This window comes from Winogradskyella sp. PE311, assembly GCF_046545555.1.
Taxonomy (GTDB): Bacteria; Bacteroidota; Bacteroidia; order Flavobacteriales; family Flavobacteriaceae; genus Winogradskyella.
This window is the reverse complement of the sequence record NZ_JBHZTH010000001.1, coordinates 1,647,100-1,663,404: the sequence shown is the minus strand read 5'-3', so window position 1 is coordinate 1,663,404 and position 16,305 is coordinate 1,647,100. Positions and strand designations below refer to the sequence as shown.

Below are 16,305 nucleotides of genomic sequence, written 5' to 3'. Positions count from 1 at the left end.
TAATTTTTAACAGGATGCAAATTTATGAAAACTTTACGTTTCAACAAACATAAAAACCTACTTTTTTTAAGGTTTAATTGTTATTTCTTTCTGAAGCATTTCAAAAGCTTTATTCTTAGCCTTATTAATCACCTTTTCTCTTTGATTACTAAAGTTAAAAACTTCAGAGTAAACGTTGGTCTTAGTAGCTATTGCAATCCAGACGGTACCAACATCTGCATCAGATTCGCCTTTTGAAGGACCTGCATTACCTGTGGTGCTAATTGCATAATCCGTATTAAAAAGTTCTCTTACATTTTTTGCCATTGTCATTGCCACTGCTTTACTCACAACCGAATGTGACATTATATCTGCTTGAGAAACTCCTAGTATATTTACTTTAGATTCAGTAGCGTAGCTCACAATACTCCCTTTAAAATATTTTGATGCTCCTGCATTAGCAGTAAAGGCCTGTGCAATTTTTCCACCGGTACAACTTTCTGCAATCGATAATGTTTTACCCATCTCAGTTAATTGCTTCCCTATTAAAGCTTCTAATGACAAGTCTTCTTCAAACCCAACAAAAATATCTTTAATTTGGGGCAATAGTATGTTAATTTGCTTTTCAATCTCTTCATCTACCAAATTCTTATTCATTGACTTAGCAGATAATCGTAATCTTACTTTACCCAAACTAGGTAAGTATGCTAATTTTATGAATTTCGGCAATGCATCTTCCCAAGCTTCTATTCTATTCGCTATAGCACTTTCACCCAATCCATAAGTTAATATGGTTTTGTGTTTTATATAGGGGAATTTAAACTTTGATCTTAAGGCTGGAATTACTTCATTAGTAATTAAAGCTTTCATTTCGTATGGCACACCAGGCAGTGATACAAATACTTTCCCATTTTTTTCTAACCACATACCTGGTGCAGTACCAAAAAGATTCATTAGCACCTTAGCTTTTGAGGGAACAAGTGCTTGTTTGCGATTTAATTCTGAAATAGGCGTATTAATATATTTAGAAAACAAATGCTCTACATGAGCAAGTACTTTTTTATTTTCGACCAAAGAATCATTAAAGTATTCACAAATAGTATGTTTTGTAATATCATCTTTTGTAGGTCCTAGACCACCAGTAACAATAATGATGTCTGCATTTTCTTCTGCTTCCTTTAACGACTTTAAAATATGGGCTTTATCGTCTTGTACAGAAGTAATTTGATAAATAGATATACCAGCCTTATTAAACTCTTTTCCTAAAAATGCAGAATTTGTATCTACAATTTGGCCTATTAGAATTTCGTCGCCAATAGTAATTATTTCAGCTTGCATTTATAATCCGAAGTCGGCTTTAATTTCATTTACTGCATTCTCCACAGCTATTAAGACAACTTTGAGTTGGATAGACACATCTTTGTCTGCTTGCTCGTGTTTTCCCCAATCTTGTACTTCGATTAAAGTATCTAAAACACCTAGCTCAAATAGGTCTATCGTCGGCTTCATTTTGTGAGCAGCTTGGTAGGTTTCGTGAAAATCTCCTGCTGGAACTGATTTTTTTAAACGTTCTGCGTCCTCAGGCACTTCTTCTATGAAAGCTGCTGCTAACGCTGCAACAAAATCTTCGTCGTTCTCTGCCATTTCACGAACGCGATGTAGTTTATAATATTCTGCCATTTATTTAATTTTTATTGAAAATAGTTCTTTATTCCCAATATATCCTTTTAATTGATCGTTTGCAAAAACCTTACCAACTCCTGAAGGTGTGCCGGTAAAGATAATATCTCCAATTTTTAAAGTAAAATATTTTGATACATATTCTATTAGTTCATCAATCTTCCAAAGCATTAATTTGGTATTACCTGATTGTACAATTTCATCATTTTTTTTTAAACTGAAGTCAATAGTATTAATATCATTAAATTGATCCTTAGGCAACCACTTACCTATCACTGCTGCCCCATCGAATGCCTTTGCTTTTTCCCAAGGCAAACCTTTAGCTTTTAATTGTGCTTGTACATCACGTGCGGTAAAGTCTATTCCAAGCCCAATATCATCATAATATTTATGAGCAAATTTCTTATCTATATATTTTCCAACTTTTTTGATTTTCACTAAAACTTCAACCTCATGATGTACATCATTAGAAAAATCTGGTATAAAAAATGGTTGCTTCTTCAACAAAATCGAAGTATCTGGTTTTAAAAACACAACAGGTTCTGCTGGCTTTTCGTTCTCTAATTCTTTTATATGGTCTGTATAATTTCGACCAATACAGATGAGTTTCATTTTTTGACGTTTAAGATTAGAGCCTAACTTAATTTATTATTAAACTGACGTAACTTTATAGCAGTTAATACTTTTTTAGTATATAAAGGAAAGTCTGCATTGAGTAACCAACCAAAATATCCTGGTTCTTTTTCCATAACATCAACTACTCTCTTACTTTTGTGCTTACCAAAAGAAAAACATTCTTCCCCTTCTTTATTAAAGATTATAAAACCTGCAAAATCGGCAAATTTCTTGCGTGAGCTAAACTCAGCCAAAAATTTAGTATCATTTTCTAGAGTGTCGTACCTATCTAATTGTGCTTTTAAAACTTCGTAAGTAGCTTTAGTATCTGCCTCAGCACTATGGGCATCATCTAAACTTTTATCACAATAAAAATTATATGCAGCACTCAGTGTGCGCTGTTCCATTTTATGAAAAATAGTTTGCACATCTACAGATTGCCTACCCTTCATATCAAAATCTATTTCTGCTCTAAGCATTTCTTCTGCTAATAAAGGTATATCGAAACGGTTAGAATTAAAACCACCTAAATCAGAGTCCTTTATTATATTATAAATTTCCTTAGATAATTCCTTAAAAGTAGGTTTATCTACTACATCAGCATCTGAAATACCATGAATAGCTGTTACCTCAGTCGGAATTGGCATCTCTGGATTAACAATCCAAGTTTTAGTATCCTCCTTCCCATCAGGATAGACTTTGAGAATTGAAATTTCTACAATTCTATCTTTAGAAATATTTATTCCTGTAGTTTCTAAATCGAAAAAGCAGATGGGTTTGTTAAGGTTGAGTTGCATATGTTATTGTTTGAAAATCAAAGATAATTAGAATAAGTAGAATAGCCTTGTTAGGACTTAAAAAGCTGACTTGAATTTATGAACTTAGACGGCCAAAATAATTTAAAGGTTCATAAAAAACTAAAAAAAGCACAGTCTAAAACCGTGCTTTTTATTTTGTATTGTAAGACCTCTTTAACCCAAGGAATTTGTTAAATCTCTCTATTAGAGTCCCAAGCTTCCAAGTACTCTTTAACAGCTTTTACAAACTGTCCTCCAAGTGCTCCATTTACTACACGATGATCATAAGAATGTGACATAATCATCTTGTAACGGATACCTATAAAGTCACCCTCTGGTGTTTCTATAACTGCAGGCATTTTACGTATTGCACCTAAGGCCAATATACCAACTTGTGGTTGATTAATAATAGGAGTGCCCATTATACTGCCAAACGTACCAACATTTGTAACTGTATAAGTCCCTCCTTGTATATCGTCTGGATTTAATTGCCCTAACCGTGCTCTATTTGCTAAATCATTTACTTTTTTAGCCATGCCGAAAAGATTTAGCTGATCAGCATCTTTAATAACTGGCACAATTAAGTTCCCATCTGGCAATGCAGCTGCCATACCTAAGTTTATATGCTTCTTTTTAATTATACTATCGCCTTGAACAGAAATATTCATTAATGGGAAGTCGCGTAATGCTCTAGCAACGGCCTCCATAAATATTGGTGTAAACGTTAGGTTTTCACCTTCGCGCTTTTTAAAATTATCTTTATGCTTATTTCTCCAATTCCATATATCCGTTACATCGGCCTCTATAAAAGATTGAACATGTGCAGACGTTTGTACAGAATCCACCATGTATTTGGAAATGAGTTTGCCCATTCTACTCATTTCAATAATTTCATCATCACCTGATGCAATTACTGAAGTAGTTTTAGATTTTTCTATTGGTTTTAATGGTCCTGATTCTTTTACCTCACTTGAATTAGATGATAAGGGCGTTGCACTAACTTCAGTAATCTTAGGTTCAGAAATTGTTGTTTCTCCTCGAGATTGTAAATATGTTTTAATATCATTTTTAGTTACTCTGCCATCTTTTCCTGTTCCAGGAATAGCATCTAATTCTGACTGAGAAACCCCTTCTGCTTTTGCTATATTCTTTACTAATGGCGAGTAAAAACGGTCTTCTGAGGATATAACAGCTGCTGTAGTTTCTTTAGCGGCAACAACAGTTTTAGTAACATCCGCAGCCTCCTTTGGTACTTCTGCCTCAACGACTGGCTGCTCTTCTTGCCCTTTTATCTCAATCGTACCTTCTCCCTCAACTTCTATAACCGCTATGGTCTGACCTACTTGAACAACGTCGTCAACATTAAATAGTTTTTCTACTAAAATTCCATCAACCTCACTAGGTACTTCACTGTCTACTTTATCGGTCGCAATTTCTAAAACGGCTTCATCTGCTTCTATTGTATCGCCTATTTCTTTAAGCCAAGAGGTTATAGTCGCTTCCGCAACACTCTCTCCCATTTTAGGTAACTTAAGTTCAAACTTTGCCATATCTATAATTTGAAGGTCTTTAATTGCTAATTGACTGCAAAATTAATAAAAAAAGAGATATTTCTTTGCTTTTTATTCAAAAAATACATCTATCAAAACTTTACTATTTCGCCTCTATTTATTGCACTATCACTGCCGATGATAAAATTACTGTTTTTTGGAATAAATCTAATAACAATATTTTCTTGTTTAGATTTTTGTTTAATATCATCTATAACATTTGTTATACTCAAATAATTGAAATCATAAATCAACATGCTATCGTTCTTAATTTCATTTGATAAAGAGGTTAATTCATTTACAGGCTCTTTAAAAACTTTACTTAAAGACGAATTAACAACTTCAGAATAAATATAGATGTTATTTAGCTTTATATTCACATTAGCAGGAAAAGTTCGAATACTATAAGCCATTTTAATACCAAGCCAGACTAATCCATTAAATAGGAGATTCCGTTTAAAATGCTTTTTATAGAATATTTGCATCGCTCCATAAAAACGTTTTGCATAATTTGCATCTCTTAATGTACTTTCTCCTTTAAAATGAATAATTGTAGTTTCGCCAAAATAATAGTTGTGATAGCCTGCTTTTAATATTTTATACGATAAGTCAATATCTTCTCCGTACATAAAATAGTCTTCATCAAAACCACCAACCGCGTTATATACCGCCTTTTTTAAAAGCATGAAAGCGCCTACTAAAATTTCAACTCTACCAGTTTCTTCGATTTGTATTTGATTAGCATAATAATCATGTGATCTACCTAGTAGCTTTTTTAAAGCGACTTTAGGCTTTGGTATGTTACGTTTACTTTCTGGCAGAAACTGGCCTTTTCCATCAATTAATTGACAACCAATAATTCCTAAATCATTTTTAGACTTAGCATAAGAAAGAAGTTTTGCAAAAGTATCTTCTGCAACTACCGTATCTGGATTGAGAATACATAAATACTCACCGTTAGCTTCAGCCACACCAATATTATTACCTTTTGAAAAACCCGAGTTCTCTTTGTTTACGATTAGCTTTACGGACGGAAACAGCTCTTTTACCATCTCACAACTTCCGTCCGAAGAGTTATTGTCAACTACTATTATTTCCGCATCAATAGTCTTTATAGCGGCTTCTACACTTTTTAAACTTAATTCTAAAAAGTAGCGCACATTATAATTTAGTATGACAACAGATAATTTCAAATATAACTTACAATTTCAAAGAGGTTTCAAAAGGAATGCGGTCTACTATACTGCGTCCTAGAGTGATTTCATCTGTATACTCCAATTCATTACCTGCGGCTACCCCTCGGGCGATTGTAGAAGTTGCAATATTATGCTCTTGAATCTGTCTAAAAATATAAAAATTAGTTGTATCACCTTCCATTGTAGGACTCATAGCGAATATAAGCTCTTCTACCTTCCCAGACTTTACTTTTTCTACCAAGGAAGCGATATTTAAATCTTGTGGACCAATGCCATCCATTGGAGAAATTTTACCTCCTAAAACATGATACAAACCTTTAAACGAACTCGTATTCTCTACTGCCATTACATCTCTAATATCCTCTACAACACAAATGATTTGACTATTTCTATTAGGGTTTGAACAAATTTCACAAAGCGGTTTATCACTAATATTATGACAAGAATTACAAAAATTAATTTCTGATCTTACTTTAGACAAAGCTTCGGATAATTGAAATGTTTGATGCTCTGGTTGACGCAATAAATGCAACACAAGTCTCAATGCTGTGCGCTTACCTATACTAGGTAATTGCGACATCTCATTTACTGCATTCTCTAAAAGCTTAGATGAAAATTCCATTATTGCGAAGGTACAGATTTTTAGAAATAAAAAGTCCAACTGTAAATGATTTACTGTTGGACTTTTAAACAATTTGGTTGGTTATTATTTTATTATCAACTTTTTGGTCACTTCACCTATTGAGCTGTTTAATTTCACAAAATATACACCAGTACTAAATGAAGATATATCAATTTTAGTCTCATTTAAAAGATTGATATCTTTGCCATAAAACATTAATTTACCTACAGTATTGTAAATTCTAACACTTACTTCTTCTGATTTATTCCACTTAAGATTTACTTCACTATTCGCTGGGTTAGGATACATCTTAAGATCGATAAATTCGAAATTATTGACGCTTAGAGTCGCGTTATAAACATTAGATCTCCATAAACCTCTTCCATAAGTTGCAGCATATATTTTATCATCAGCTGTGTTAATCTCTAATTCGTTAATCCTAACATTGGGTAAACCATTATTAAATGGAACCCATGTATTTCCTAAATTAACATCCGTATAATAGATACCATAATTCATACCTACATAGAGACCATCATCGCCATTATCTTGCCATGCCAAAGCCTGTGAAGAAAAGTTAGGTAAGTCCCATCTTAAAGACGTCCATGATTGTCCGTTATTTGTGCTTAAGTAAACCTTCTCACTATTTGTTGTAGCTATTGCTATTTTATCTGGGTTTGTTGGATGAACAGCGATTGAATTAATACTTCCGCCATTAAGATTTAAAGAAGCTTGTGACCATAATGAACCGCCATTTGTTGTATACCAAAATGCACCATTAATACTTAAATACATTTTATCACTATTAGTAGGTGCTATTTTAAACTGGTCGATATTTATTCCGAAGTCTTGTGAAGCGGTGGTCCAATTATTTCCGCCATCTACAGATTTAAAAACCTGCTTATATGCAGCGTATACTGTATTCTGTACAATTGGATCTTGTTCTATTGGCACAACCCAATTCCAGTTTCCATCTCCAGCAGGATTAGCTATACCAAATCGACTTGCACCTCCGTTTAATGTTTTATTTAGTCCACCAAACTGTGTCGTACCATACATAATCTGCGGATTATTTTTATCTACAAAACCTTCCATACCATCGGCACCTAACCAATCAGTCCAATTTCCATCGGCACCTAACACTGATGTCCCATTATCTTGAGAACCTCCAGTTACAATGACTGGATTTGTTTGACTAATTCCTATTTTATAAAATTGTCTAATACCCATACCCACTGTTAAATCTGTGTAATATTGACTCGTAACATTTGTAGGATCATCTGCCCTAAAAATACCACCATCAGAACCTACAAATAGCTTCGTATCTATACCTGTACCAACAAAAAGTAACAAATCTACATCAGCATGGCAGTAACCAATACCTAATCCTGCAGCATTTCCTGGCACCCATTGTGACGTTATATTAAAATCAACACCTGCATTAGTAGATCTCCATGTATTTATACCTGCTATATGCACATCATCAGCGTTATTAGGATTAACTGCAATATCCATATCTCTAGGAGCTTGGCCACTTGTATCTAATCCATTAGTGTCGTAACCAAAGAAATTTAAATTTGAATGGTTACGTTTTTCAAAAGTAGAGCCACTGTCTGAAGATACATGAAGTCCTCCAAAAATACCACCACTCGATTCAACTACATAAACCACTGAAGGATTTGCAGGAGAAACTCCGATCATTTTTGGACCCGAACTAAATGCATTTGAGGACGTTTCGAAACCATCAGAAAAAATAACACCTGCATTTGTTTCTACTGAGATATCATCTAAAGTTAAGCCTCTTCCGTAGTTTGAAGTTCCTTCAAAAGCCACATAGTAATCCGAAGATACGTTAGGTAAGCTTATTGTAATATCTGACCAGCTTGTTACTTCAGCTGTGTAATTTTCTAACTCTATCCAATTACCTGCGGTTGATGTTTTATATAATACCTTGAGTTCATCTATATCTCCTTCCCAATTTACTTGAGTATAAGAAAACTTGACTTCTGGATTAATTGCACCACTCAAATCCATTGATGGAGTTACTAATCTTGTAGAAGGCGCAGAAAAATTACCTATATAAAATAAACCCAGACCACTGCCAGTTTTAGGCGTAACTGTATTATTTTGATTGGAGCTTGCTGTAGTCCAAGATGTGGTACCAGAAACAAACTCTTGCTCCCAAACATCTAAACCACCATCTGTAGTAAATGTGATACCACCATCAGTTGAAATAAAAAACTTAGAACCAGAAGCATAAACCGTATTTGGATCTCCTGGCTTAAACTCAAAGTCATAACCGGTCGTAGCATCATTATCTATAATTCTCCACGACACTCCACCATTTAGTGATGCATAAAGACCACCACTTTGGGCACTAGCATACATTTTAGAAGTATTTGTAGGGTCAATAAGAATTCTGTTTACAGTGCCACCTGGCAAACTACCATGTAGCGTCCAAGTTGATCCACTATCAATTGATTTAAATATACTACCACCAGTAGAACCCCAATAATAGGTTGAGTTGACCATTGGGTCTATGGCTAATGCATACACATCTATGTTAGCAAGATTGTCTGTAAGTACAGTCCAAGAAGCTCCACCATCTAGACTCTTCCAAACACCACCTGTATTTGCACCGGCTATTATATGATCAGAGTTAGTTTCTTCAACAGCAATGGATGTAATTCGACCAACGCCTGGATTCCAGCCTGCGGTGGCATTCCAATATGTTGGTCCCATCTCCTCCCAAGTACCAACAACAGTTCTTGATGCTAAACCTTCACTATTTATTCTTGCATTATAATCTAATAATTCGTTATAATAAAATTCTGGAGATTTAAGTTTTCCTGTTTCATCCATAGCACGTTCAGCAAAATATTGCCAGCGTCTAAATGGTTTATAGCCTTTACCTCGTTCTCTGCCGACGGAATCGAAATGAAGTTCTGCTATTTCTACAATAGATTCTACTGTATGTGTACCTTCTGCTATTAAGTCTAAATAATTTTGTCCTGAGGCAACAAGAGAAAACGTTAAAAGTAGCGATAGTAGGGTTATCTTTTTCATAAAAAAGGAATATTTAAGTAGGTTGTTTTTGTAAATGTACTATTTTTCATAAAATTTTCTTAAAAAAACTATGTTTTTATGGGTACGTCTTCGATTCTACTTTTAATTATTGGCTACTTTAGTATCCTAATTTTGATTTCTTACTTTACTGGTAAAGACGATAGTAACGATGTATTCTTTAAAGCTAAGCGGCAGTCACCATGGTATGTTGTGGCGTTTGGAATGATTGGTGCCTCACTCTCTGGTGTAACCTTTATTTCTGTACCAGGAATGATTGGCGGCGAACAATTTGCGTACATGCAAGGGGTATTTGGCTTTTTTGTTGGGTATATTTTTATACTTACCGTATTAATACCACTTTATTATAAATTAAATGTAACGTCCATATACCAATACTTAGAGCAACGTTTTGGTTTTGTTAGTTACAAAACTGGAGCTTTTTTCTTTTTACTTTCTCGTGTTACAGGAGCATCTTTTCGGCTTTTCTTAGTAGCACTTGCAATGCAATATATTGTCTTTGAGCAAATGGGTGTTCCGTTTTGGATAACCGTCGTTATTTCAATTTTACTGATTTGGATTTATACAAATCGAGGAGGTATAAAAACGATAGTATGGACTGACACATTACAAACTCTGGCAATGTTAGTCTCAGTAAGTGTTGCTATCTACCTTATTAACCAAAAGTTAGAATGGACTTATTTTGAGTTTTTAAGTTCTGAAGAGTTCAAACAAAAAGGACGAATTTTCTTTTTCGATGATCCAAATGCTAAGGTTTATTTCTGGAAATACTTTATAGGTGGTATTTTTATAGCCATTGCTATGACAGGGTTAGACCAAGATATGATGCAGAAAAATTTGACATGTAAGAACCCATTAGATGCAAAGAAAAACATTTTTAGTATGGCTACTTTATTGGTGATAGTAAACTTTATTTTTCTGTCTTTAGGCGCATTACTTTTTATCTATGCTGAAGCCTTTAACCTAGATATCCCAATTTTAGACGGCCGTCCTCGTACAGATTTGTTATTTCCAGAAATCGCTATGAATCAAGGATTGGGAAAAGGTCTTGCTATTACTTTCTTAATAGGCTTAATAGCTGCAGCATACTCTAGTGCAGATAGTGCATTAACATCACTTACAACATCATTTAGCGTAGATTTTTTAAATATTGAAAACAAACCTATAGAACAACAAAAACCATTACGAAAAAAGGTACATATTGCAGTATCTATACTCTTAGTTCTTGTAGTGATTCTATTTAACATGTTAGAAGGTAACGTAGTCGGTAATCTATTTAAATTCGCCACTTTTACTTATGGACCATTATTAGGTCTTTTTGCTTTTGGAATTTTAACTAAGCACCAAATAAAAGATAAATATGTTTGGATGGTAGCTCTCTTATCTATTACGTTTACTTTTATAATTAGCATCTTACCCGAAAGTATTATTGGTAGTTATGTATTTAATTGGGAAATTTTGCCACTTAATGGTTTAATTACGTTTATTGGTTTGACCTGTCTTATTAAAAGAAAGCCTTAATAAAATGGCACCCTTTTTGATACTTCTTTTATATATCTTAAAAGTTAGGATAACCTAAATTCTAAAACTCTCGATTATGAAAAAAGTTACACTTTTATTATTTGTTTTTATTGGCTCTTTAGCCTTCGGACAAAAAATCAATGACTCTAAAGCTAACAAACTAGAAAACAACAATGTTGTATTTAAAAAAACTAAAGAACTTGTAGAATCTAAAAGTTTTAAGTTTGTAGCACAATGGAAGCGACCAGGTACGGGAACGAGAGAAACCATGGGAAATATACTCAATTATATTATAGTTAAGGATGAATCGATAAGATGTCAATTACAATTATATAATTTTAAAAGTTTAAGTGATCCAGAAAATACTGAAGATATTTATTATGAAGGTGATATTAGTAAATACGATGTAGATATTGATGAGAAAAAGAATACTATAAACGTAAGTTACTTTATTAAATTTAGAGCTAATATTCTCAAAGTGGATATGCTTATTAGAGCTAATGGTTATACAAAAGTGACGTTAGCGCCACGAGATAATACTATTCTTATGACCTATTACGGTAACATAGAATAAATTTACACCTCTATTTATCTAATAAAAAAAGCAGAAAACTTAATCAAGTTTTCTGCTTTTTTGCCTTAGTACTGTCCAATTGAAAGTAATACTAAAGTACAAGCTACTTCAAAATCAATATTATTTTGCCTTAAAAGCGCGTAGAATTCAGGATTCTCAGTGCCTGGATTAAAAATAACTCGGTTAGGATTTAAACCAATGATATAATTGTAATAGGCTTCTTGTCGTTTTGGGTTGAGATATAATGTTACGGTATCAATACTATCATAATTTATTAATTCAGAATCAATCTCTACATCTCTAACACTTCCTTTTCTTAAACCAAATGCTACAACCTCATGATTATAATTACGGAGTTTGTTTATAGCAATATTTGAATAGCGTTCTGGCTTTAACGATGCGCCTAGCACCAAAGTTTTTTTATTCATATGTTAAAAAGATGTTAAGTAATGTTAAATGCGGTAACATAATATAAATGTAGTCGTCTACACATTAAGAAACTATCAAATCAATCAAAAAATCAATCAAAAATGAAGCATTTCTTTCTAATGCTTTTAATGGTCTCATCAACCATTTTAAGTGGACAACCCAATTCAAATTTAGACATTAAAAACGGTTCTATATCAGGACGTGTCTTAGATGCACAATTAAATGAGCCTTTACCATACGTTAATGTAATAGTTAAAGATGCTGCCGATAAAGTAATTACAGGAAGCATTACTGACGCTAATGGAACGTATGAAATAAAAAAGATTCCTGAAGGCACAATAAAAGTGGAAATTACTTTTATTGGTTACAAAACTATTTTGAAGACTATTACTTTAGGAAAAGGTAATTACGACGTTAAGATGGGAGATATTCTACTAGAAGAAGATGCAGAAAGTCTAGATGAAGTTACTGTTGTCGCGGAAACGTCAACAATACAGCAAAAAATTGATCGTAAGGTTATTACTATTGGTAAAGACCTCACTACTTCTGGCCCCACGGCTTCAGATATAATGCAAAACATTCCGTCTGTAAATGTAGATCAGCAAACTGGTGATGTGGCTTTAAGAGGAAATCAGAACGTACAGGTTATGGTAGATGGAAAATTATCCAATATACCAGCTGCTCAGTTACTAAAACAAATTCCGTCAACATCAATTAAGCAGATAGAATTAATCACAAACCCTTCGGCCAAATATAACCCAGAAGGTATGAGTGGTATTATTAATATTATTCTTCATAAAAATGTAAATATCGGTTTTAATGGGAATCTTAATTTTGGATTAGGTTATCAAATAGCCCCAAAATTTAATAGTTCTATTGATATGAATTACCGAAACGGAAAGCTCAACTTTTATGGTAGCTATGGAAATAACATTGCTGATAATGTTAATAGAGGTCAATTAAATCAAACCCAAGCCAATTTATTTCAAACTTTCGATATTACAGATGAGCGTAATTCTCATCTTTATAAAGTAGGTGTAGATTTTTATATCAATGAGAAGAATACGTTTTCTGTCTTTACAAATCAAAACGTATTTGATGGTGGTGCATTAGGTGAGACAGCAGTTATTTTTAATGATAACATGGCTAATAATCAACTTCAAATATTTGATAATAATAACGAAAATTACAGTCAGCAATACAATGTAAACTATAAATTAGATTTTGATAAAGAAGGGCATAATATTGAGCTCGAAGCCGACTTTAACATCTTCGATAATGACATTTTTACAGATAACAATTTCTCTGGTATAGACAGTAGGCCAGACTTTGATGAATTCACAAACACAGATCGCACCAGAACTACAATTAACTTAGACTATGTTAATCCATTAACCGAATCTTCTAAACTAGAATTGGGAGCACAGGCACTATTATTTCAAAACGATATCGTTTATAGTTCTAACGCAAGAGTAAGAAATGAATTTGGTGATTTTATACCAACAGCAACAGACTTTGGTTACACTAGAGATATCTACTCACTTTATGCAACATATGGAAAAACAATTAACGAAAAATGGGCATACCAAGTTGGTGTGAGAGCAGAAACTGTAATGGAAGATGCTTTAGCCATTGATACAGATTTAAACGCCAATACAACTACAGATTTTCCTTTTGACAATGATTATATACAATTTTACCCATCTGGCTTTGTGACTTACAATCCATCAGAAAAAAACTCATACCAAATGAGTTTTAGTAGACGTGTAGATAGACCAGGCGTGGGACAGGTAAACCCTATTCCAGAATTTAATACACCTTTAATTTCACAATTCGGAAATCAAGAATTGCAACCACAATTCACCAATTCGTTAGAAGTTAATTACACGCGTAATTTAGAAAAAGGTAGTATTACAGGTGGTGTGTTTTATAGACTCATAGAAGATGAAATTAACCAAGGTGTTTTTGTAGACCGCTCAGATATTGGATCTGGTCGTGTTATTTTAACCAATGACAATTTCGACAATACCTCAGCCTATGGCATGGAATTATCTAGTAGTTACAGACCAACCAAGTGGTGGAGTTTTAATGCAAGTGTAGATTTATATGTACGTAAACAAACAGGTTTTGCAGAATCATTAGATCCTACGTTAGCAAACCCGACCGAAAGTGATATTACGGTTAGTAGTGTAGAAGTTACTAATGAAATATTCAACTTTAGAGTCTTTAATAACTTTAAAGTGACTAAAAAATTATCACTTTCCGCATTTGCAATGTATCGCGGAAAAGATACAGGTCTTAATTTTGAAATGGAGCCTATGTACTTTGTTAATTTAGGTATGCGTTACAGCTTCTTAGAAGACAACAGAGCAACATTTAGTCTCAACTTTAATAATGTTTTTGACACACAAGAAATAAATATATTAAGTGAGAGACCATTTAACCAAACCGTATTCTTTGAGCCTGAATTTAAAACCATATTCGCTGGTCTCTCATATCGTTTTGGTGGTGGGAAATACAGAGCAAAATCTCGTAAACGAAGAGATAAAAATGAAAAAGAAGGTGGTGGATTTATGTAAAAAAAACATATCAAAAGTGTCACACTTTTATAAATAAAGCGTCTTCATAATAGATATGCTAAGATAATATTTAATAACCTACATAAATAGTTGATGGTTAGTGTTAATGTATAGTTATTAAATAATAAAACCCGAAACGTCTTGTTTCGGGTTTTTGTTAAATACACGTTAAATATGCTAAACCATGAAATAAAATCAACGCAATTACGTCTATAGTAATAGTAATTATAAATTAATTTTTATAATAAGTGTTAGTTAAGTTGGTTAATAGCTGAAAAGCCCAAATACGAATAGTATTTGGGCTTTTCTTTTATGTTAGTATCTTATAAGACAAACACCTTATTCTTTATTTTTATAAAGTTCAATAGCTCTTAGGAATTTTATCCCACCAGCTTCTGTTTGGTCATATATAAATCCGTTTAACTCAGGATGGATATTATCAACCCAACTTAGAAGTGCTTCTTTGTTTTTTTGCCAAGTCAATTCTTTAAAATCTAAATATGTTGTTTCTACTTCAATTATCTTTCTATTCTTAAATTTTAAAGTCTGCTGGGTAATAAAAGGTTCCTCATGAAGAAAAGCAATTCTTTTATCCATCTTTGAAATCCTTGCATTTACAATACCATTAGTTTCTGTAATCTCTAGTATATCATAGTTTGGATCAAAAACAGCATCCCATTTTAAAAATTCTAAATATTCATTTTTAGAATATACCTGTTTATAACCACCTTCGATTGTGGTTAGACTATCTGCAAACCAATTAGACATATTAGAGTAATCAGACTGGTCTAAAATCTCGAAATAATGTTGAGCAATTTTTACGCTGTCAGTTTTATTTTCTGAAGATTTACAAGATGTAAATGTAATTACTAGAATTACTAATAGTACAATAATCCTTTTCACTTTCTACAAGAATATTTTTATATAGATTAAAAACAAGGCGTTGTATTTATTTGATTGGAAAGTATATTTTCATTTTTTCAATTTCCACTTCATCCAAATGTCCCATTTTACGCTTATCATTTGTTATTAAGTGTAAATGAATATTAGAATCATGGTGAGTAAAAACTCCTTTGTGTTCTGTTGAGAAAAAACCAATAATCTCTACATCTTCATTATTTATTTCGTAATTCGTTTGTCCTTGATGTGCCTCTGCTGGTGACGAAACCTTTGTCCCTACCGGTAAATTTTGAATGTGAATTATAGCTCTTGATACTTTTCCTCTTAATTTAAATGCAAAAGGTCTTTTCAAACCAACTGTTTTCTCGTCAACAAGTTTTTCAATATCTCGAATAGTTTTAATATCTGATGGCAATTCAATCTTGTCCCATTCGGTTACGTTGGTATAAACAAAAAACGGTGCCGAAACATTAAAGTTTGTCTCGACTGTCATGGTCGAATCGGTCGTCACTTTTGAAACGTAGCTAACCCCATTATTTATCAATACTTCTCCTGCTAAATAACTTAAAGGCCCAATTCCATACAGTCCTTTTTTATTAGAAATAGTATCAAATCTAATTTTACCACCTAATTCTCCTTTCCACATAACATTTCTCATTGCACTCACAATTTTTATGTTTGGGTAAGAATCGGCAGGAGGGTTTCTATCTTTATTAGAATTACAACTAAATAATCCCAAAAACATAATTGATAATATGATTTTTCTTAATGTCATTTGT

At 33.0% G+C, this 16,305-nt stretch carries 14 protein-coding genes; 3 read left to right on the top strand and 11 right to left on the bottom strand.

The features are described from left to right. Positions 1-66: 66 nt before the first annotated feature. The 8 genes from ACFWU4_RS07140 to ACFWU4_RS07105 form a co-directional block, all read right to left on the bottom strand. On the bottom strand, positions 67-1,317 hold the full coding sequence (locus tag ACFWU4_RS07140) for a competence/damage-inducible protein A (protein ID WP_411126262.1): 1,251 nt from the start codon (positions 1,315-1,317) through the stop codon (positions 67-69). Beyond that, positions 1,318-1,659, bottom strand: a complete 342-nt coding sequence (locus ACFWU4_RS07135; RefSeq protein ID WP_411126260.1) for an Hpt domain-containing protein — start codon at positions 1,657-1,659, stop codon at positions 1,318-1,320. Then, a complete protein-coding gene (locus tag ACFWU4_RS07130; RefSeq protein ID WP_411126258.1) occupies positions 1,660-2,271 on the bottom strand; it encodes a fumarylacetoacetate hydrolase family protein in 612 nt (203 codons plus the stop codon). A 23-nt stretch (positions 2,272-2,294) separates the two neighbouring features. Continuing rightward, positions 2,295-3,071 carry an exonuclease domain-containing protein gene (locus ACFWU4_RS07125; protein ID WP_411126256.1) on the bottom strand — a complete coding sequence of 259 codons (777 nt, stop codon included), beginning with the start codon at positions 3,069-3,071 and terminating at the stop codon, positions 2,295-2,297. A gap of 191 nt (positions 3,072-3,262) precedes the next feature. Further along, entirely contained in the window at positions 3,263-4,621 is a 1,359-nt protein-coding gene (locus tag ACFWU4_RS07120) for a dihydrolipoamide acetyltransferase family protein (RefSeq protein WP_411126254.1), read from the bottom strand. Between the two features lie 92 nt (positions 4,622-4,713). Next, positions 4,714-5,814 carry a glycosyltransferase family 2 protein gene (locus ACFWU4_RS07115; RefSeq protein ID WP_411126252.1) on the bottom strand — a complete coding sequence of 367 codons (1,101 nt, stop codon included), beginning with the start codon at positions 5,812-5,814 and terminating at the stop codon, positions 4,714-4,716. Positions 5,815-5,821: 7 nt separating this feature from the next. Then, positions 5,822-6,439, bottom strand: coding sequence for a recombination mediator RecR (recR, locus tag ACFWU4_RS07110; protein WP_411126250.1), 618 nt, complete (start codon positions 6,437-6,439; stop codon positions 5,822-5,824). 84 nt (positions 6,440-6,523) lie between these two features. After that, a complete protein-coding gene (locus ACFWU4_RS07105) occupies positions 6,524-9,505 on the bottom strand; it encodes a VPS10 domain-containing protein (RefSeq protein WP_411126248.1) in 2,982 nt (993 codons plus the stop codon). A 78-nt stretch (positions 9,506-9,583) separates the two neighbouring features. Here ACFWU4_RS07105 and ACFWU4_RS07100 point away from each other — a divergent pair, with 78 nt between their 5' ends. Both ACFWU4_RS07100 and ACFWU4_RS07095 read left to right on the top strand, forming a co-directional pair. Further along, positions 9,584-11,044, top strand: coding sequence for a sodium:solute symporter (locus ACFWU4_RS07100; protein ID WP_411126246.1), 1,461 nt, complete (start codon positions 9,584-9,586; stop codon positions 11,042-11,044). 76 nt (positions 11,045-11,120) lie between these two features. Then, a complete protein-coding gene (locus ACFWU4_RS07095) occupies positions 11,121-11,618 on the top strand; it encodes a DUF4251 domain-containing protein (RefSeq protein WP_411126244.1) in 498 nt (165 codons plus the stop codon). A 65-nt stretch (positions 11,619-11,683) separates the two neighbouring features. Here the strand turns inward: ACFWU4_RS07095 and ACFWU4_RS07090 are convergent, their stop codons facing one another. Further along, positions 11,684-12,046 carry a CoA-binding protein gene (locus ACFWU4_RS07090; protein ID WP_411126242.1) on the bottom strand — a complete coding sequence of 121 codons (363 nt, stop codon included), beginning with the start codon at positions 12,044-12,046 and terminating at the stop codon, positions 11,684-11,686. A 102-nt stretch (positions 12,047-12,148) separates the two neighbouring features. Here ACFWU4_RS07090 and ACFWU4_RS07085 point away from each other — a divergent pair, with 102 nt between their 5' ends. Beyond that, entirely contained in the window at positions 12,149-14,626 is a 2,478-nt protein-coding gene (locus ACFWU4_RS07085; RefSeq protein WP_411126240.1) for a TonB-dependent receptor domain-containing protein, read from the top strand. Between the two features lie 339 nt (positions 14,627-14,965). On the opposite strand, the gene ACFWU4_RS07080 is transcribed toward ACFWU4_RS07085, so the two are convergent. Continuing rightward, entirely contained in the window at positions 14,966-15,529 is a 564-nt protein-coding gene (locus ACFWU4_RS07080) for a hypothetical protein (RefSeq protein WP_411126238.1), read from the bottom strand. A gap of 46 nt (positions 15,530-15,575) precedes the next feature. Next, entirely contained in the window at positions 15,576-16,301 is a 726-nt protein-coding gene (locus ACFWU4_RS07075) for an acetolactate decarboxylase (protein ID WP_411126236.1), read from the bottom strand. Positions 16,302-16,305 lie beyond the last annotated feature (4 nt).